This is a genomic window from Inhella gelatinilytica, assembly GCF_016093295.1.
Lineage (GTDB): Bacteria > Pseudomonadota > Gammaproteobacteria > Burkholderiales > Burkholderiaceae_C > Inhella > Inhella gelatinilytica.
Genome location: NZ_JAEDAL010000001.1, coordinates 1,050,489 through 1,069,083, shown reverse-complemented (window position 1 = coordinate 1,069,083; position 18,595 = coordinate 1,050,489). Strand labels below are relative to the sequence as shown.

The 18,595-nt window shown below is 66.1% G+C and carries 16 protein-coding genes; 7 read left to right on the top strand and 9 right to left on the bottom strand.

Going from position 1 to position 18,595, the window contains the following annotated elements; all coding sequences use genetic code 11:
• The first annotated feature begins 42 nt into the window (after positions 1 to 42).
• Both I7X43_RS04870 and I7X43_RS04865 read left to right on the top strand, forming a co-directional pair.
• A complete protein-coding gene (locus tag I7X43_RS04870; protein WP_198099747.1) occupies positions 43 to 2,721 on the top strand; it encodes a TonB-dependent receptor in 2,679 nt (892 codons plus the stop codon).
• Between the two features lie 72 nt (positions 2,722 to 2,793).
• A complete protein-coding gene (locus I7X43_RS04865; RefSeq protein WP_198099746.1) occupies positions 2,794 to 3,399 on the top strand; it encodes a septal ring lytic transglycosylase RlpA family protein in 606 nt (201 codons plus the stop codon).
• Here the strand turns inward: I7X43_RS04865 and I7X43_RS04860 are convergent.
• Genes I7X43_RS04860 through I7X43_RS04850 form a run of 3 tightly spaced genes read right to left on the bottom strand, consistent with a single transcriptional unit; the run spans position 3,365 to position 8,400 of the window.
• Positions 3,365 to 4,210, bottom strand: coding sequence for a hypothetical protein (locus tag I7X43_RS04860; protein ID WP_198099745.1), 846 nt, complete (start codon positions 4,208 to 4,210; stop codon positions 3,365 to 3,367). The genes I7X43_RS04865 and I7X43_RS04860 overlap by 35 nt on opposite strands.
• Complete coding sequence (locus I7X43_RS04855) at positions 4,207 to 4,974, bottom strand: substrate-binding periplasmic protein (protein ID WP_198099744.1); 768 nt, start codon at positions 4,972 to 4,974, stop codon at positions 4,207 to 4,209. Before I7X43_RS04855 ends, I7X43_RS04860 begins: the two co-directional genes overlap by 4 nt.
• Positions 4,975 to 5,025: 51 nt before the next feature.
• Positions 5,026 to 8,400: a S41 family peptidase gene (locus I7X43_RS04850; protein ID WP_198099743.1), complete on the bottom strand. Its 3,375-nt coding sequence runs from the start codon at positions 8,398 to 8,400 to the stop codon at positions 5,026 to 5,028.
• 109 nt (positions 8,401 to 8,509) lie between these two features.
• Between I7X43_RS04850 and I7X43_RS04845 the strand changes: the two genes are divergently transcribed.
• Together I7X43_RS04845 and I7X43_RS04840 are read left to right on the top strand one after the other, a co-directional pair.
• Positions 8,510 to 9,196: a YecA/YgfB family protein gene (locus tag I7X43_RS04845; protein ID WP_198099742.1), complete on the top strand. Its 687-nt coding sequence runs from the start codon at positions 8,510 to 8,512 to the stop codon at positions 9,194 to 9,196.
• Between the two features lie 6 nt (positions 9,197 to 9,202).
• Entirely contained in the window at positions 9,203 to 10,123 is a 921-nt protein-coding gene (locus I7X43_RS04840; protein ID WP_198099741.1) for a hypothetical protein, read from the top strand.
• Between the two features lie 5 nt (positions 10,124 to 10,128).
• Here I7X43_RS04840 and I7X43_RS04835 read toward each other — a convergent pair whose 3' ends face one another.
• Positions 10,129 to 11,439, bottom strand: coding sequence for an Hsp70 family protein (locus I7X43_RS04835; RefSeq protein WP_310737521.1), 1,311 nt, complete (start codon positions 11,437 to 11,439; stop codon positions 10,129 to 10,131).
• A gap of 59 nt (positions 11,440 to 11,498) precedes the next feature.
• Positions 11,499 to 12,770, bottom strand: coding sequence for a D-amino acid dehydrogenase (locus I7X43_RS04830; protein WP_198099740.1), 1,272 nt, complete (start codon positions 12,768 to 12,770; stop codon positions 11,499 to 11,501).
• Positions 12,771 to 12,961: 191 nt separating this feature from the next.
• On the opposite strand from I7X43_RS04830, the gene I7X43_RS04825 reads away from it, so the two are divergent.
• Positions 12,962 to 13,198 carry a hypothetical protein gene (locus I7X43_RS04825; RefSeq protein WP_198099739.1) on the top strand — a complete coding sequence of 79 codons (237 nt, stop codon included), beginning with the start codon at positions 12,962 to 12,964 and terminating at the stop codon, positions 13,196 to 13,198.
• A gap of 23 nt (positions 13,199 to 13,221) precedes the next feature.
• Here I7X43_RS04825 and I7X43_RS04820 read toward each other — a convergent pair whose 3' ends face one another.
• The 4 genes from I7X43_RS04820 to I7X43_RS04805 all read right to left on the bottom strand — a co-directional run bounded on the left by I7X43_RS04820 (position 13,222) and on the right by I7X43_RS04805 (position 17,161).
• Complete coding sequence (locus tag I7X43_RS04820) at positions 13,222 to 13,644, bottom strand: universal stress protein (protein WP_198099738.1); 423 nt, start codon at positions 13,642 to 13,644, stop codon at positions 13,222 to 13,224.
• A gap of 32 nt (positions 13,645 to 13,676) precedes the next feature.
• Entirely contained in the window at positions 13,677 to 14,507 is an 831-nt protein-coding gene (locus I7X43_RS04815; RefSeq protein ID WP_198099737.1) for a metallophosphoesterase, read from the bottom strand.
• Positions 14,504 to 15,229 (bottom strand): YecA/YgfB family protein, encoded by a 726-nt coding sequence (locus tag I7X43_RS04810; protein WP_198099812.1) that lies wholly within the window; start codon positions 15,227 to 15,229, stop codon positions 14,504 to 14,506. Before I7X43_RS04810 ends, I7X43_RS04815 begins: the two co-directional genes overlap by 4 nt.
• 72 nt (positions 15,230 to 15,301) lie before the next feature.
• Positions 15,302 to 17,161 (bottom strand): phosphoenolpyruvate carboxykinase (GTP), encoded by a 1,860-nt coding sequence (locus tag I7X43_RS04805; protein ID WP_198099736.1) that lies wholly within the window; start codon positions 17,159 to 17,161, stop codon positions 15,302 to 15,304.
• Between the two features lie 198 nt (positions 17,162 to 17,359).
• Here I7X43_RS04805 and I7X43_RS04800 point away from each other — a divergent pair, with 198 nt between their 5' ends.
• Together I7X43_RS04800 and I7X43_RS04795 are read left to right on the top strand one after the other, a co-directional pair.
• Positions 17,360 to 17,932 carry an MOSC domain-containing protein gene (locus I7X43_RS04800; RefSeq protein ID WP_198099735.1) on the top strand — a complete coding sequence of 191 codons (573 nt, stop codon included), beginning with the start codon at positions 17,360 to 17,362 and terminating at the stop codon, positions 17,930 to 17,932.
• A gap of 142 nt (positions 17,933 to 18,074) precedes the next feature.
• The gene (locus I7X43_RS04795) at positions 18,075 to 18,587 is read left to right on the top strand and encodes a hypothetical protein (RefSeq protein WP_198099734.1); all 513 of its coding nucleotides are present in this window, start codon (positions 18,075 to 18,077) and stop codon (positions 18,585 to 18,587) included.
• The last annotated feature ends 8 nt before the right edge of the window (positions 18,588 to 18,595 follow it).

Sequence of the window (18,595 nt, the reverse complement as noted above, 5' to 3'; positions counted from 1 at the left end):
TCGCGGCTTCTTCACAAGCAACTCGACCCCCCTGGAGTTCCCATGCATGCACGCCTGACCCCCACGGCCGCCGCCATCGCTTTGCTGATGGCGCACGGCAGTCTGCTCGCCCAATCTGCCCCCGCCAAGAAGGCGGAGGACAAAGCCGAAAAACTCGAAGCGGTGATCGTCACCGGCATCCGCGCTTCGTTGCAGGCCTCGATCACGCAGAAGAAGAAGGCCGAGTCGCTGGTCGAGGTGATCACCGCCGAAGACGTGGGCAAGATGCCGGACAAGAACGTGGCCGACTCGCTGCAGCGCGTGCCGGGTCTCTCGACCACCAGCGCCGGCTCGGCCGAGGGCAGCTTCGGTGAGAACGAGCACGTGCAAATGCGCGGCCTGCACTCGCAGTACACCCAGACCCTGCTGAACGGCCACCTAGTCTCGACCGGTGACTGGTACGGCCCCAACATCGCCGCCAGCGGCCGCAGCGTGACCTTCACCCTGCTGCCCTCGGACCTGATTGGCCGCGTGGTGGTCAACAAGTCCTCGCAGGCGGATCTGGTCGAAGGCGGCGCCGCCGGCACGATCAACATCGAAACCCGCCACCCGCTGGACTTCAAGGAAAGCCTGTACGGCGTGGCCTCGCTGGAAGTGGCGCGCTCGGCCGCCGCCAAGAAGAACGACCCCTCCGCCACCGCCCTGCTGGCCTGGCACAACGCCGACAAGACCTTCGGCATCCTGGGTCAGGTCTTCTCGCAAGGCCGCCACCTGCAGCGCGCCGGCTCGGAAGGTGTGTGGTGGGACAAGACCGGCGCCACCTACCCGGTCGCCAGCCTGGCCGGCAAGAACATCAGCCTGCTCAGCGGCGCCGTGCTGTTTGAACAGGAACGTGAGCGCAAGGGCGGCTATCTGGAAGTGGACTTCCGCCCCAGCAAGGACGTCAGCCTGAACCTGTCGGCCTTCGCCTCCAAGATGGATGCGAAGAACTTCAACACCAATTACATGGCCGACCTGATCAACGTGGTCTACGGTCCCGGCTGGAACGGCAAGGCCGTGGCCCCGACGGGCCCAACCTCGCTGTCGGGCGACACCATCACCTCGATCTTCGCGGGGGCCAACGCCTTTGCGGGCGTGGGCGGCTCGGCCGGCGCCTGGTCGGTGGTGGAAGACGTGGCCGCGCGTCCGGACGCCAAGACCGATTCCAAGTTCTTGAACCTGGACGGCAAGTGGCGCGTGTCGGACAGCCTGACGCTGACGACCAAGCTGGGCTCCACCTCGGGCGGCGGCTCCACGACCGACGTGGGTTTTGAAGTCCTGAGCGCCTGGAACCAAGGCGCCGGCTACACCCTCTCGCCCGAAGGCATCTTCGTGCTGGATGTGCCGGGCGGTGACAAGTTCAAGCCCGCAGGCGGCGGCATCGGCGGCTGGGGCGGTCGCTCCAGCTCCAAGGACAGCGAGCGCTACGGGCAGGTCGACGCCGAAATGTCACTGGACGATGACTTCTTCCACACGCTGAAGTTCGGTGCGCGCTTGGCCAAGCACCGTCGTGAGTTGACCCGCCTGGGGATGACGCTCAAGGCCGGCGCGGACAACGAGGCGCAAATTCCCGCCAGCGCCATTGGCAACTACCCCGCCAACTGGTACGGGAGCCTGCCGGTGAACCCAACCCCGGGCTTCCTGCCGTTCAAGATCAGCAAGGAATACGTGGCCCAGTGGGTGGCGCAGTACGCCACCTTCACCAACCACGCCACCCAAGCCGAATTCGACATCCAGGAAGACACCAGCGCCGGCTACGTGATGAGCAGCTTTGGTGACAACAGCGGTCTGGCCGGCAATGTGGGCCTGCGCGCTGTGCGCACCGACGCCACCATCAAGGCCTACCTGCCGGGCGGCAAGCCCAGCTTTGACAACGCCTACACCGACCTGCTGCCCAGCCTGAACCTGCGCAAAGCCCTGGGCACGGACTTGGTGGCCCGCTTTGCGCTGCACCGCAGCATGGCGCGCCCCGATTTCGGTCAGCTTGCCGGGAACGACCTGCGCGACATCCAGCACGAAGGTGTGGCCGGCAACCCCATGCTGAAGTCCATCAAGGCCAACAACATCGACGGCGCGCTGGAGTGGTACTTCGCCCCCAAGTCGGCGTTGACGGTGGGGGCGTTCGCCAGCAACCTCGATGGCGCCATCACCTACTCCAAGGAAACCCGTCTGTACGCCAATGCGTCCAAGCCCGGCAGCCCAGTGGAGGCCTACAAGGTCTCGACCCCGGTCAATGGCAAGGGCCGCATGACCGGGCTGGAACTGCAAGCTCAAGTGGCGCTCGGCTCGGGCTTTGGCATCGATGCCAATTACACCCGTTCGAACGGCCGCCAAACCCAGCGCCTGGCGGATAGCACCTGCAATGGCACGGCCACCGAAGAGTGCTCGCTGTATGGCACCTCCAAGGACGTCTACAACGCTGGTGCGTACTACGAGAACGACTGGATGAGCGCCCGCCTGGCCTACAGCCACCGCTCGGCCTACAAGCTGGGCAACCGCGGCGGTGCGGACTACTTCCAAAGCGCCAACGGCCAGCTGAACTTCGCCCTGAACGTGAACCCGATGAAGAACCTGACGGTGACGTTTGAAGCACAGAACCTGGCCGACCCGCTGCTCACCGTCTACAAGACGGACCTGACGCAGATCGCAGGGGTGTACAAGGCCGGCAAGATGTATTTCGCGGGCCTGCGCTACAAGCTCTGATCACCCCCACGCCCGGGTGCTTAAAGCCCGCCTCCCGCCCGGGGGGGCGGGCTTTTCATTTAGGCTTGCGCCATGCACCGACTGGTTGGGTCATTTTTGTTGCTGGTGCTGGCGGGCTGCGCCAGCCGCGCGCCTGTCCCCGCGGCCGCCACGGGCCGAGATGGCCCGCCTCCGGGGCCGCCACCGGCCCCTCACACCCTTCGAGACGCCACCCCACGGGTCGAGCCCATCCGCCCCGGTGGCCCCAACAAGCCCTACGAAGTGGCCGGTGTGCGCTACGTGCCCCTGCTGGAGGATTTGCCCTACGAAGAGCAGGGTTTGGCGAGTTGGTACGGACGCAAGTACCACGGCCAGCCGACGTCACTGGGCGAGCCCTATGACATGTACGCCATGACCGCCGCCCACCCGCGCTGGCCCCTGCCCAGCTACGCGCGCGTGCGCAACCCGGCCAACGGGCGGGAAGTCATCGTCCGCGTCAACGATCGCGGCCCCTTCGCGGCCGGCCGGGTCATCGACCTCAGCTATGCCGCGGCACTCAAACTGGACCTGCTGCGGGGCGTGGCGCCGGTTCTGATTCAGCGCTTGACGACCGAATCCATTCGTCAGGGCACCTGGCCCTTCAGTGCAGCCCCGCCCGAACGCGTCACAGCACGCGCCAGTTCGCCACCTGCGGATTGAAGAAACCCGACTGCTGGTACGCGCGGCGCACCACGCCCTGGTCTTGAAGGCCCCGCAGCCCAACCTCCAGAACCTCATTGCAGCGGTGGGCTTGCGGGTGGGCCTTGGGGATGAGGTAGTGGCGCGTCCCGCGAAGCGCCACCTTGACACCGGGAACCGGAACCAAACTCACACCGCCCACGGTCAACCCCATGTCCGTGCCGGGCTGGAAGGGGGCCAGCACCACATCGGCCCGGCCCGCCCGAATCATGCGCGGCATGGCTTCCCATTGGTCCGCGTGCGCCACTTGCGTGACCCCCAGCGCTTGAAGCGTGGCCCAGTCCACCCGCCAGTGGCGGTTGGATACAAAACGGAGCGCGCGCAGGTCGCCGCGCTCCCGCACGCTCAGCACGTCCGCGCGTGTGGCCAGCGTGTACAGGCCGGCAACAAACTCCCCATCCTGGACCATGGGGCGGCTGAAGTGGAACGCCGCAGGCTCATCGACATCGGTTTTCCAGTAGGTGGTGCCGCTCACAACACCCTGGCCCAGCGCCAACTCACGCACCAAACGCGGCACGGTGGGCACCGACACCAGCTCAGGGCGCGGGCCCCAGCCGCCCAGCTCCAGCGCTTGCATCAGCAGCACCAACTCCACCACATCACGCCGCGCATGGGGGCCGTCGTATTGGTGCAAATCGGCCATCGCACGGCCCGCCACAAAGCGATCAAAGTCCAGGCGCACGTCGTGCGGCACCAGAATGCGCCCGCGTTCCGCTCCAGCCTGGGCCACCAGCGGAATGGCCCCTGCGCCCAAGCAGGTGCGGCGTCTCATTTGGGGTGCCCCTTGGCGGCCTCGCCTGCTCGCACTTGAGCGTCGACCAGGGCCGCCACACGACCCTGCTCCTGTAACCGCCGCAGCCCGGCATCCAGCCGGTGAAGCCCGGCCGCAAAGTCCGCCCCCGGTGGGCAAATCACGTGGGTGGTGTTGTGAGAGAGGGTGCCCCGCACCACCACCTCCAGCCCCAAACGCCGGGCCTCAAACCCCACGTTGTCCGCATCGGTCAACACCACATCCACCTTGCCCGCGTGTAGCGCCATGAAAAGCCGATCCCCGTAAGTCATGCGCACGGTCTTGAGTTCGGGCCCATCCAGCGCCCGATCCAAGGTTTCACCATAACTCCAACCCCGATGCAGGCCCACGACCTGCCCCTTCAAGTCTTGCCATCGCGTGACGGGCGGCAGGGCTTTGTGTTCCAGGCTGACCGCCACGATGCGTTCGGTCCAAATCGCTTCGCTGAACTGGAAGCGGCGCCGGCGCTCCGGCGTGGCGTACGCCCCACCGACGCAGCCGGTACCGGCCTCCAGTTCCGCAAGGGCCCGCGGCCAGGGCAAGGCCGACAGGCGCACCCCCAAACCGGCCTGACGTGCCGCTTCCGTCACCAGGGTGGGGTAGACGCCCCGGGCTTGCCCCGCCTCACCCCACATGGACGGCGGATTGCCCTGATCAAAGGCGATGGGCAGGCTGGGCTCGGCCACGGCCACCGCTGTGGCCATGCCCATGCCCATCACGCCGACCCAAGCCTGACGCCATGCCATCCCATCGCTCCTTGTTGGGGAGACTTGCAAGGATAGCGGGCGACGCCCCGTTTAGTCTCGGGGTCGCGGATAGGCTTTCACCCGCGGCAGCCGCTCCTCCATCGCGGTGGCCTTGGCGGGCAATTGCTTGAGCAGGTGCTGCACGGCTGCCTCAAGCTGGGCATCCTGCCCTTGGGCCGTGGCGCGTGGGGGGTTGTCCACCTCCAGGTCGGGCACCACCCCCTTGCCTTCGATCAGCACCTCGCCGTGGGGGCTCATCTGCGCAATCTCCGCCGCGCGCACGATGCCGTTGTCCAGGAGGGTGTTGCGGTCGGTCAGCCAGACCCCCGCACCGCTCGTGGTCTTGCCAATCACGGCCCCCAGCCCCAAACGCTTGAACCCTTCCGCCACCGTCTCCCCATCGCTGTAGCTGTTCTCGTTGATCAACATGGCCAGCTTACCGGCGAAGCTCTGCTGCATGTTGGCCTGACGCGGCCCCCCGGCCGGGTGACGCGGCTGCCAGTACGCCCAGCTTTTGCGCAGCAGCTTGTCCAACACCCAGGAATCGATGTTGCCGCCGTTGTTAAAGCGAACATCCAGCACGATGGCCTCCTTGTCCAGCTGGGCATAGAACTCGCGCGCAAAGTCCGCGATGTCTTGTCCGCCCATGGCGCGCAAATGCAAGTAGCCCACCCGGCCACCAGACAGCCTGTCGACCGCTTCAGCGCGACGGGTGCGCCAGTCTTGATAGCGCAGTGCCGCCTCGCGTCGGGCATCCACGGGCGTGACGATGACGCTGCGCGCCCCGGTGCCATCGGCTCGCTGCACCTCCAGGCGCACTTGCTTGCCGGCCTCGCCCTGCAACAACACAGCGCCCTGTGGCCACTGCAGCGCTTGGCCGTTGATGGCGGTGATGACATCGCCTTCGCGCAGATCCAGGCCGGGCGCCTGCAGCGGCCCGCGCTCGCTGACCAGCTCCGCCTCGGTGCGATAGATCCGGGCCAGGCTTGCGCCCTTGGCATGGGACACCAGACGCGCCCCCAGGCCCGCCATCGCGGGCGCAGGGTCGGCGGCCGCCGGCACGTCGCCCAAGCCGACTTGGCTGTGCAAGAGGCTGAGGTCCGACGCCATCATCCCCATCAGCTCCCCCAGCTCCACGCGGTCCCCCACGCGCTCCAACAAGGGCACGTGGCGGTCACGGCTGGCGGCCCAGTCGACCCCGTGCAGTTGGGCGTCATAGAAGTAATCGCGCTGCAGTCGCCAGGCGTCCATGAACATTTGGCGCCATTCCTGGCGGGGGTTCACCGGAATCTGCCAGTCGGACCACCGCACGGCGAACTTGCTGGTGTCGGCGGGCGCCTTGGGCGCTGCGTCCAGCAGCAACAGGTCGCCGGCCTGACCGGGCGCCGCTTCGCGTTGAACCAGCAAGGTCTTGCCATTGCCGCTGAGTTGAAAGCGCCGCACTTTGTCGCTGTGCATGTCGGCTTGCGCGCCGGCTTCCAGGCTCACGCTTCGCAGCGCGCCCGAAGCGCCGTCGCTCTCGATCCACCACAGACGCTTGGCCTCCGCCTGCAAACTGCGGAAGCGGCCGGCCGGCAGCGGCAATTCGTGCAGGCGCTCGGCCAAGCCCTCCCGATCGATGCGCGGCAGGGCGACCTTCGCGTCTTTCTTGGGATCCGACTTGGCGTCCGGCTTTTCATCCTTCTTGGGCTCGGGCTTGGGCACCCCCGGCAATTCATCCTTGGCGGCGAAGGGCGAACGCAGCCCAGGCTGCAGGGCCAGCGCGTACAGCTTGGTGCCCGGTTCAAAGGCGGGTCCCATGTCGCGTTCAGCCCAAACACTGGAGCCCGGCTGGAGCTGAAAGTGGCGGCGCGAGGCGAAATACAGCCACTGGCCGTCCGGGCTGAACGCCGGCGAGCTGCTGCTGTACTTCGGGCTGGTGAGGACACGTTTGTCCCCATCGGCCAGGGTGTAAAGCCAAACTTGGCTGCGGATTCCCCCCGTCACCGGGCGACGGCTGTAGGCCAGCGCCTGGGCCTCGGGGTGCCAAGCGAACTCGATGCCGTTGTCATCCGACAGCTGATCGATTTTTTGGGTGCGCGGACCGCCGTCAGCCTTCAAATCCGTCAGGTACACCGCCCCGCCCAAGTCGGCGTGGGCAATGTGCCGACCGTCCGGCGCCACACTCAGCTCGGTGCGCAGCACCTTGGCATCGCGCGTCAGCACTTTGGGGGCGGTAAGGCCCAACGCGTCGAACTGCCAGAGCTCCACCTCGGCTTGCCCGCGCTGGGCCCCATCCGCTTGTGGGGCCGCCGGGAGGTCACACAGCGCGAACACCGACTTGCTGTCCGCACTGAACGCGGCGTCACGGCAGCGCGCGCCCTCGGGCATCGGGAGCACCGCGCGGCGCAGGTTCTGCACCCCTTGCGTCGCCAAACGGCCACGTACGCTCAGAAGCGCCCGCTCCCCATTGGGCGCCACCGCAGCCTCGGTCAGAAACGATTGGGGCTTTTGAATCCAGCGCGTCGTGCTGGCCGGCTGATCTCCGGCCAAGCCAATCGGCAGCACGGGGGCATCACCCCCGCCCGCATTCAAGTCCACGCGCTGCAAGTCTGCGCCCCGCGCCACCACCCCCGTGCTGCCGCTCAGGGCCAGGTGTCGAGCATCGAAATCTTTGAACCGGGTGTGCTGGCGCGCACCCTGTCCGTCAGCGCCCACCGACCACACATTGAAGAAGCCATCACGATCACTCAGGAACGCAATCCGTTCGCGGCCTTGCTCATCGCGATACGGCAGAGGGCGGCGGTTGTTCGCGCGCGGGAAATCAGCCCCCAGCAGCGGTTTGGCTTCGGCGGTGCCGTGCAGCTCCACGCTCCAAATCCCGGCCACCGCCCCCCCGCGGTAATTTTTGGCGTGGTCGCCGCGCAAGCCATGGCGCGTGAACAGCAAGCGCTTCCCGTCGAGCGACACCGCAGCATCGCTGGCGTCGCCGGCCGGCAAGGCTTGAAGCTGGTCGCCCACCAAGCGATAGGGCTGTTGAACCGGCCGGCCGTCCTCCGCCGGTGCGGTCACCAGCAAGGCGCCGCTGGCGTCGGCACTCCACACCCGCACCGTCGGCAATCCCAGCCAGGTGCGGCGCTGCGGCACCCCGCCCGCCAAGCTCAGGGTGTAAACATCCCCCGCGCTCTCGTACTGGGCCACAAAGGCGACGGTCTTGCCGTCCGGCAGCAACACCGGCGACTGCTCTTGCCCTGCGTGCGAGGTGAGCCGTTGCGCGGCTCCGCCCCCCAGCGTCACGCGCCACAGGTCCCCCTGGCTGACAAACACCACGGTGTCGCCCGCCACGGTCGGCTGGCGATAAAAACCCAGCGAACCGGCCTGGGTCAACCCAGCGCCCAACAAACCGGCTCCCAGGGCCGACCAACGAACCCAATGCGGCAGACTCATCACGCGATCTCCAAATGCAATGGGCGGGGATTGTGCGGCGCCCCTCGCGGCTGCCCGTTGGTCACCCCCCTTCCGCAGAACCGGCCTTCGTGAGACGGACAATCACCGCATGAAGCCCACCCCCGACCTGGATCTGGACGCCCTGCAAGCCTTGCTGGATGGCGTGCCCCAACCGCTCGAACCCTTGGACGTGAGCATGCTGGACGGCTACCTCACCGCCATCGCCCTGCAGCCCAAGGCCCCGCCTCCGGGTGAATGGTTGCGCTGGGTGTTGGACAGCGAGGAAGGCCGCGCGCCGGCAGAGGGCTTCAACCCCGAGCCGATTCGCGCCCTGGCCATGCGCCGCTTGCAGCAATTGGACGCCGCCATCCGCGGGCGCCAGTGGTGGGACCCCTGGGTCTTCGAACCCGAAGAGGAGGACGGCGAGTTGGCCGACCCCGACGACTGGGAAACCGTCCTCGCGGCGGTCTACCCCTGGGTGGCCGGCTTTGCCCTGGGCGCCGACAGTTTCCCAAAGGGCCTGATGGCCTGCGATGAAGCCGCGCTGCTGGAAGGCCTGGCCGGGATTTACCAGTTTCTGGACCCCGAGGACCTGGAGGACGCGGACGCCTTGCTGGAAGCGATTGAAGGCATCGAACCGGCCGCCAATCTTGAAGAGGCCATCGAGCACCTGGTGGCCCACAGCCTGCTGCTGGCCGATGTCAGCCGCCCGCGAAAGGCCCCCACGCCCGGTGGACGACACCCTGCGCCCCGAGGCCACCGATCCCCCGCCAGTGGGCGCTCCGGGCGGCGCTGAGTTCCGATGCACCCTCCCCACGAATCCGCCAAGGCGTCGGGCTTGCCTCGACGGGCGGTCGCGTTGGGCGGCGCGGCAGCCTGTCTGGCCCCGGGGGCTACACCGGCGAAAAAGCCGCCCTGGCGGTGGCTCGCCTCAGACTACGCGCCCATCGCCATCCGGCAAGGCCCTGACGCCGGCCAAGGTTACGGTCAACGCATGCTGGACGAAGTGCTCTGGCCCGCCCTGGCCGAACACGACCACGAATTAACGTTTGTGTCATCGGCCCGACTCGAGGCAGAACTCCGGGACCAGCCGGCCACTTGCGCCGTGCTGCTTAGAAAGACGCCCAAGCGCGCGGAAACCTGGCTGTATTCCGTCCCCATGATTCGACACCTGCCTGTCGGCTTGGTGGTGCGAGCGGCCGAACTCAGAAACCTGCGCGACTTGATCAATGCCCGAGGGGAAATCTCTCTCGCACGCTACCTCGACCGAGGCCACGTGGTGGGCGTGGTGGGCAACCGAGCCAATGGCGCTGGCATCGATGGCCTGTTGGAGCAGCGCCCCCAGCAGCGTCGCAGCATTGTGATCACCGATGCCAACCGCGCCACCATGGCGATGGTGCAGCGGCAGCATGACCTTAGCGCAACGCTGGCCTACTCCTTTGAGGTGACTTACTTCAATCGCCAGAAGGCGAGGTCGGAGACGGGTCAAGCCGCGCTGACTTGGCTGGCCATTGCAGAGCAAAGCGACACCCTGCTGGCGCACGCGGTCTGTGGTCGCTCGCCAGCGGGCCAAGCGCACATCGATGCCATCAACGCCCTGCTGCGCCGCTCGGGCGTTCGGGAACGCCTTCAAACGCTATACGAAACCTGGCTGGACGAGCCCGAACGCAAGCGGCTGGCCGCCTTGCGGCAACAAATGGGCAGCAAGTTCTTCGAGGAGTAAGGACGTCACCCAAACACCCGCCGCGCGTGCAGACCCAGGCCCTGGGCCACGGAGGCCAACGGGTCGCCTTGCACCCGCTGCGCCGTCCCAAAGGGCTGGGCAATGGCCTCGACCAGGGGACGCAGCCCGGTCGAGCCGCCGGTGAAGTACAGCGCATCAACCGTGCGCAAGCCGGCCACCCGCACCGTTTCCTGCGCGGCAGCGGCAATGGCCGCCACATCATCGGCCAGGGCAGTTTGGGCATCCTGACGCCTCATGGGCCACGCCAGACCCGGTTCGACCAGGTCCAAATCGAAGTCGTGGGTGTCCAACGGATCGAGGCGACCGTCTGAGCCGCTGAGGTCGATCTTACCGTCCTCCGATTCGCTGGCCAGGTGGTGCCCCAATCGGTCCTCCAAAACAGTCATCAAGCGGCGGTGCTCGGCCGGGTCGGCGTAGTCGGTCTTGCGCAGGCGCATCTCGGCCACCACGGCGGGGGTGTAGCAAGTGTTGATGAGGTGCCAAGTCGCCAAGTCAAAGGTGATGCCCGTGGGCACCTCACGGGGCGGCCCCTCGGCGCGGGCGGGGCCGAAACTGCCATGACCCAGGGCCCGCATCGGGCCCGCCAGGGCGATCCGTCGGTCAAAGTCGGTCCCGGCGATGTGAATGCCGTGATGGGCCAGGATGTCCGCCCGGCGATCCAGAAGCGCTCGTCGCTCCGGCCCCACACGCACCACGGAAAAGTCCGACGTCCCCCCGCCAATATCGGCCACCAGCACGGTTTGCTCCCGGGTGACCTGCTGCTCGTAATCGAAGGCGGCGGCAATGGGTTCGAACTGAAAGGCCAGTTCCGAGAACCCCACGGCACGGGCCGCGGCCTCCAGGGCGGCCTGCGCTTGGGCATCCCGCGCCGGGTCGCCGTCGACAAAGTAGACCGGCCGCCCGAGCACCGCGTGGGTCAAGGTCTGCCCGCCTTGACACGCTTCCGCAGTGCGTTTGAGCCGCTTCAAATAGCCCACCACCACGTCGGCGTATTTGGCCGAACGCCCGCCCCCCACGTCGGTGTGGCGCTCGAGCAAATCCGACCCCAGGATGGATTTCATCGAGCGCATCAAACGCCCGTCATGGCCCTCCACATACGCGGCGAGCGCCGCGCGGCCAAACGCCCGCGGCGGCCCGTCGACATCATGCGGTCCTTCCGCGAAGTAATAGACCGCGGTGGGCATGGTGAGGGACTCACCCTCCAAGGGCACGAGTCGCATGCCGCCAGCCGATGGCAAGGCCACGGCCGAATTCGAGGTGCCAAAGTCGATGGCGCAGAAAGAGGGCGTGGCCACGGCCAGTTTCTCCGAGGAAAAAGGGGCGGGATTGTGCCTGCCCTGGAGCGGCCTTTGGCTCAGGTGGCGTAGAACGTGAACGAGGTTTCAGGCTGGCGGCCGCTGATCAACTCGGCCAGCGCATGGCCACTGCCCGCGCCATGGGTCCACCCGAGCGTGCCATGTCCGCAATTCAGCCACAGGTTGCTCAGCTTGCGACTGCGCCCCAAATAGGGGATGTTGGTGGGGGTGCTGGGGCGCAAACCGGTCCAAAAGTTCGGCTCGCTCAGTTCCGCCACACCGGGGAACAATTCCTCATAGCGGTTCACCAAAGCCGCGCACCGGGTACGGGCGGTGGGGCTGTCCAAGTTCAAATCCAAACCGGCCATTTCAGCCGTGCCCGCAATGCGGATGTAATCACCCAAGCGGCTGATGGCGATTTTCCGGGTGTCATCCAAGAGGCTGACCGTGCTGGCGGCCTCCGGGCGCTTGAGCCGCAGCGTGGCCGAATACCCCTTGGTGGGATAGATGTTCAAACAGTCGGCCACGGGGTTGACCAAGGCCGGCGCGTAGCTGGCCAAAGCCACCACGTACGCGTCGGCTTTCAATGTTTCGACCTGGCCCTCAGCACCCCGAACCCGCACCCCGCCAATCTGCTGACCCTGCTTGTCCAGGGACAGGATGGTGGTGCTGAATCGCATCTCCACCCCCCGTTCAGCGGCCAACTGTGCAAGCTTTTGCGTGAACACCAGGGCGTCACCGGATTCATCGCTCGGCGTGTAGGTGCCCCCAAAGATGCGGTGGCCAAAGGTCGTGAGCGCCGGCTCCACGCGCAGCACGTCCTCGCGGCTCAGCACCCGGCGGTCCACGCCGTGCCGGCGCATGACCTCGGCCCCTGCCGCTCCGGCATCCAGGTCTTGTTGACTGCTGAAGAAATGCAGGATGCCTTTTTCCAGCCGGTTGTACTCAATGCCGGTGGCCGCCACCAGCTCCTTGAGACGGGCGTGGCTGTAACGGCCCAACTGCACCAACTCTTCGACATTGCGCTCGAAGCTGGCCGTGTTGCACTGGGTCAAGAACGCCAAGCCGTAGCGCATTTGCGCCCACTCCAAGCGCGGGCGGAACAGCAGCGGCGAATCGTCTCGCAACAACCACTTGGCCACCTTGATCGGCACCCAGGCATTGGCCCAAGGCTCGCAGAAGCTGACCGATATTTGCGCGCCATTGGCATAGCTGGTCTCAAGGCCGGCCCCGGGTTGGCGATCCACCAACACCACGTCGTGGCCCGCCTCCCGCAGGTACCAGGCCGAGCAAACCCCCAAGATACCCGCACCCAACACGATGACTTTCATGCCGCAATCTCCCCATCGAAGCCACAACTGTGCTTTATTTCCAACGCCCTGGGGCATTCCAGCCAATAGGGGGGTACCAAAAGCCCGGCAGCACGCGCACACTCAATGGCGTGGTGCCACCCCGCGTTTGTCAACCGGTCGTGCACCTGCTGCGCTGAGCCCCTGACCCGTTGTTTGAGTGGAGGTGCCTGATGCGTTGGATGCCCGTATGGCCGGCGAACCCGCTGGCTCGATGGTTGGGTCGGAGTGACCGCACCCGCCCGCATGACATGGACCCCGCCGATTTGGGCACTGCCTTTGGACTGGACGCCAGCCTGGAAGACGGGGGCGACTATTTCCGCCCATCGACCGCGTCGTTTCCGCTGGAAAGTGAACAGCGCCACGCCGACACACAGGCTCCCCTGCTGCGCGGTTCGGGCGGGCGCTGACACGGGTTCGCGCCAGGCGTCGATTAGCGGATCAACAGCACCGGAACCTCGGACTGCGCCAGCACGCGGGTGCTGACCGAGCCCAGCACCAAACTGCCCAGCGCACCGTGTCCGTGGCTGCCCATCATGATGAGGTCATGCCCACCCTTGCTGGCAATGCTGGCAATCGTGTCGGCTGCATGGCCCACCTTGTAGACAAATTCAGCCTTGACCCCCTGTTTGGCAAAGAAGGTTCGAAGGGGTTTGAACACTTTCTCCGCTTCGTCGTCGTAGTAGCCTCGCAAGGTTTCGCGGTCGATTGCGGCGGCGGCCCGGGGCGGCACACCGGGCACCACCGTCAAGCAGGTGTACTGGTGCTGAGGGCCCAACCACTCGTCATGCGCCGTCAAATAGGCCAAGGCGCGTTTGGTGTAGGGGCTGCCATCCACGGCGACGAGGATCTTCATGCGGATCTCCTTGATGCAATCGGTTCAGTTTCTCACTGCGGAGCGTGGAGATCGATGCGCAAAGGATCGATAAATCCCTGGGCCTCCCCTTTGCGCGTGTAGCCCCGGCCGTTGGCCAGGACCCGGCAGCGGCCCAGCCGGTAATCGTGCCGGCAGTGCAAGTGCCCATGCAACCAGAAGTCGGCTTGTTGGACCAAGTCGTCCAGGGCATTGCAGAACCCCGCCGTTCCGGGGTTCAAACCGTAGCGAGGGTCCGCGCTGCGCGCGCTGGGCGCATGGTGGGTGATGACCACCGTCACGCCGTCAAAAGGTTGCGCCAGGGTCTCGCGCAGCCAGGCCTGATCGATCAGCGCCTCGTCGCGCCAGCGCGGGGCCAACATGGGCGCCCCCTGCTCCAGCGCGCTGTACTGGCGCAGATAAAAGTTGGCGGCACGAAAGGCCTTTTCTTGCACCCGCAGCTGCTCCGTCAAGGGAGCGGCGGGGTCCACCAGCAGGTCGAAATCGGTCCACAGCGTGCAGCCCACAAACCGCACGCCACCGATGACCGTGACCATCCGATCCAAACAGCGAATACCCAGCCGTTCACAGGCCGCGGCCAAACCGGCCTTGGCCTCTGGCCAAGGCAGCCCGTCGTATTCGTGATTGCCCGGTACAAAAAGCACATGGCGCCACGGCGCCCCCAACTGAGGGGAAAACCGACGCAGCCCCCAATCCGCCTGCGCATCAAACGGCAAGAGGGCCGAACCCGCCTGATAAGAGCCGATGTCCCCGGCCAAAACCAGGACCTCGGCATCGGCTACGGCCTTCGGTTGAAAGCCCGCCTCGCGCTCCAGGTGCAGGTCACTCAGAAGTTGAAGAATCAATTTTTGCCGCAGCAGGCCTTGAACTTCTTGCCACTGCCGCAGGCGCAAGGATCGTTGCGACCCAATTTGGGGGCTTCGTGCCGCACCGGCTGCACGTGGTAACGCTGGCCTTCGGTGAGGGCGTCCAAATCGACGATGGCCATGACCAAGTCTTCCACGGCCTCGTCCAGGTTCTTGAGCGGCAGCTCGGCATCCAGTTCCGCCATGGCAGCGCGTTCGTCGTCATCGCTGCAGGGCAGGTGACGGGCCACCCGGTCCATGGCCTGCTCCACGGTGTCATCGGTCAGTGACAGCAGTCCGTTGGGGAAGGCGTTCAACGCCGTCACAAAGCCACTGGCAAACGGCACCAGGGGCTTGGAGTAGTCGGGCAGGGCCGCAAAGGCTGGGTCAGGGTCGGGCTCTTCATCGCCCTCCAGTTGCAGCACGATGGGGTCGAACCACTGCTCTTCCGCCAGCGATCGGCGCAGCGCCGCATGGCGGCGCTCAATCAAGGCGGTGGTCCGCGCCACCCAGGCCGGATCGGCGTCGGCAGGCAGGGGGCGTCCTTCAGCGTCGAACACCAGGGGCAGCCAGTCGGCGCTGTCGATCAGCTCGGGTTGCACGAGCACGCCACACAGGTAGCCATCCAGCATGGCGACATCCATGGCCTCCAGGCCACCGGGCGCTTCGCTGAGCAGGCGATCGAGTTCGTCGAGTTCTTGGGGGGTGAGGTCTTTGGCCATGGGGGGATTGTCGGTCCGGAAGTAAGAACGCCCGCGCGGGGCGGGCGTTGCGTCAATCAATCAATGTTGTGTTCACAGCGCCGCCAAGCGCGCCTCAATCTGGCGCTTGGTTGCCGGCAGCTCGGCCGGCAGACGCAACGCCAGCTGATCAAACAGCTCGGCATGCAGTTTCAATTCGGCCTCCCAGTCGGCCTTGTGGATCTCGGTCACCGTTTCGTAGTGGGCGCGCGTGAAGGCCAGCCCATCCCAGTTGAGCTCGTCGTACTTGGGGCTCAGACCGAAGGGGTTGTCCATGCCTTCGCCCTTGCCGTCCAGACGGTCCAGCATCCACGCCAGCACGCGCATGTTGTCGCCGTAGCCCGGCCACACGAACTTGCCGTCGGCGCCTTTGCGGAACCAGTTCACGCAGAAGATGGCGGGCGCTTTATCGCCCAACTGCGCGCCCAGCTTCAGCCAATGGGCGAAATAGTCGCTCATGTTGTAGCCCATGAAGGGCAGCATGGCGAAGGGGTCGCGGCGCACCACACCTTGCTGGCCAAAGGCCGCGGCGGTGGTCTCGCTGCCCATGGTGGCCGCCATGTAAACGCCCTCCACCCAGTTGCGCGCCTGCGTCACCAGCGGCACGGTCGTGCTGCGGCGGCCGCCGAAGATGAAGGCGTCGATCACCACCCCGTCGGGGTTGTCCCACTCGGCATCCAGGGCCGGATTGTTGCCAGCAGCCACCGTGAAGCGCGCATTCGGATGCGCCGCTTTGCGGCCCTCGACCTTGCCGTCGTGCGGCGTCCAGTCCTTGCCCTGCCAATCCACCAGATGCGCCGGCGCCTCACCGAGGCCCTCCCACCACACGTCGCCGTCATCGGTCAGCGCAACGTTGGTGAAGATGACATCGCGGTCCAACGAGGCCATGCAATTCGGGTTCGTCAGGGTGTTGGTTCCCGGGGCCACACCGAAGTAGCCGGCCTCGGGGTTGATGGCGCGCAGCCGGCCATCCGGGCCGGGCTTGATCCAAGCAATGTCGTCGCCGATGGTCGTGACCTTCCAGCCCTCAAAGCCCGCGGGGGGGATCAGCATGGCGAAGTTGGTCTTGCCACACGCACTGGGGAAAGCCGCCGCCACATGGCGCTTGCGGCCTTGCGGGTCGGTCACCCCCAGGATCAGCATGTGCTCGGCCAGCCAGCCTTGGTCGCGCCCCATGGTGGAGGCGATGCGCAGGGCAAAGCACTTCTTGCCCAGCAGCGCATTGCCGCCGTAACCCGAGCCATAGCTCCAGATTTCCCGCGTTTCGGGGTAGTGGACGATGTACTTGGTGGCGGGATTGCAGGGCCACGCCGTATCCGCCTGACCCGGCTGCAGCGGCGCCCCCACGGTGTGCACGCAAGGCACGAAGTCGCCGTCGGTGCCCAAGACCTCCAGAGCGCCCCGGCCCATGCGGGTCATCAGCTTCATGTTGACGGCCACATAGGGGCTGTCGCTCAACTCCACACCGATGTGGGCAATGGGGCTGCCCAAAGGGCCCATGCTGAACGGCACCACATACATCGTGCGTCCGCGCATGCTGCCCTTGAACAGCGCGTTGTCCCCCGTCTGCAGCAGGGCGCGCATGGCGTCCGGTTCCATCCAGTTGTTGGTGGGGCCGGCATCGTCTTGGTTCTGGCTGCAGATGAAGGTGCGGTCTTCCACGCGCGCCACGTCGCTGGGATCGCTCCAAGCCAAGTAGCTGCCCGGTCGCTTGGCGGGGTTGAGCTTCTTAAAGGTGCCCTTGGCCACCAGTTGCTCGCACAGGCGGTCGTATTCCTCTTGCGAGCCATCGCACCAAACGATTTGATCCGGCTCGGTCAGGGCGGCCACTTGGCGCACCCATTCAATCAAACGCGCGTGTTGCACATAGGTCGGCACATTCAGTGCCGGCCCATTCGCGGGGGTTGAGTTCATGACAAGTCCTTGGAGATGAAAAAACGGAATTGGGTGAGCCCTGCTTCTGCCTGAATGGGGGGGCAGGGCTCACCGAAGGCCGCTCGGCGCCGAACCCGCGATTTTCCGGCGCCCGTAACCAAGATGTAACCCGCCCTCGGCATGGGGTTATGCGCGTGGCGCATGGTGCAATGCAGCCTCGCCGCCCCACGAACGCCCATGAAACTGATCAGTTTGAACACCGCGCCCATCCAGCCCTTGCGCCTTTTGGACGGCACGGAGGTGGCCAGCGCCTATCAAAAACAGGGCCAACTGGGGCCTCGACCCGTTTCGTTTGAGGGGATCGAAGGCGACGCCCAGGCAGACCGCAGCGTGCACGGCGGCCCCCAGCAAGCGCTGTACGCCTACCCCAGCGAGCATTACGCCGTGTGGCAGACCCTGCGAGCCCAAGCGCGGGCGGCCGATTGGGGTGCCCCACTCCCCTGGGGCAGCCTGGGAGAGAACCTCACGCTAGCGGGGCTTCTGGAGTCGCAGGTCTGGATCGGCGATGTGTTGCAGTTCCCCGACTGCGAGCTCATCGTCACCCGTCCGCGTCAGCCCTGCGTCAAGCTCAACGCCGCGCTGGGTTTCCCGCAGGCCGCGCGCCTGATGCAGCAAAGCGGTTACAGCGGTTTTTATGTGGCCGTTCGCCAGCCTGGCACTCTCGCACAGGGGCAACCCTTTCAACTCGTTCCCGGCCCCCGCGAGTTGGCCTTGTCGGAATGGGAAGCGGCCCAACGACCCGGCGGCTGAGGGGTCCACGCAACAGCGCCGCCCCTCCATTTGACCAATGGGGTTTCCCCCGGCGCCCCTGGAACCCCGAGCCATTGACTTTGGTTTAGGCTCCATCCCAAGGCCCTCCACCCGGTGCGAGGGCGCACTACGGGTGAGGCCTATGCAATCGCAGGAAGACATCGGTGCCCTTTCATCGGGGCCCAACGCAGTGTTGCTGGATGACGGCACGGTCGTCATGGCTCAAGCCGTGCTGCCCGTGTGGGGGCGCCAGCTGGATGTGATTCACGAGCAGCTGAATGCCGGCATCAGCGAAATCACCGTCGCGCTGGCTGCATTGGATGGTCTGCACGAGGAGCTGGCCGCGCTGGGTCGTCAAGAACCACAAGCCCTACGCGACGGGCTCGGCCAGCTGCTGCCCCAAATCCAAGAGCAGAGCATGCACGCGCTCTCCGGCCTGCAGATTGGCGACCGCTTGAGCCAGATGCTGACCGTGGTGCGCGGCGACATTCAACGCCTGGTGGATGAAATGCCGCTGCTGGGCCTGGCTGGCCAGCAGCGCGCCGAAGAGTGGTTGGCTGAACTCAAAACCCGCTACACCACTCCGGAGCAGCACCGTGTCCACGGTGCCGACCCCACTGCCGGCGCGGACGCCGCCGGTATCGACTTTTTCTGATCCCCCGA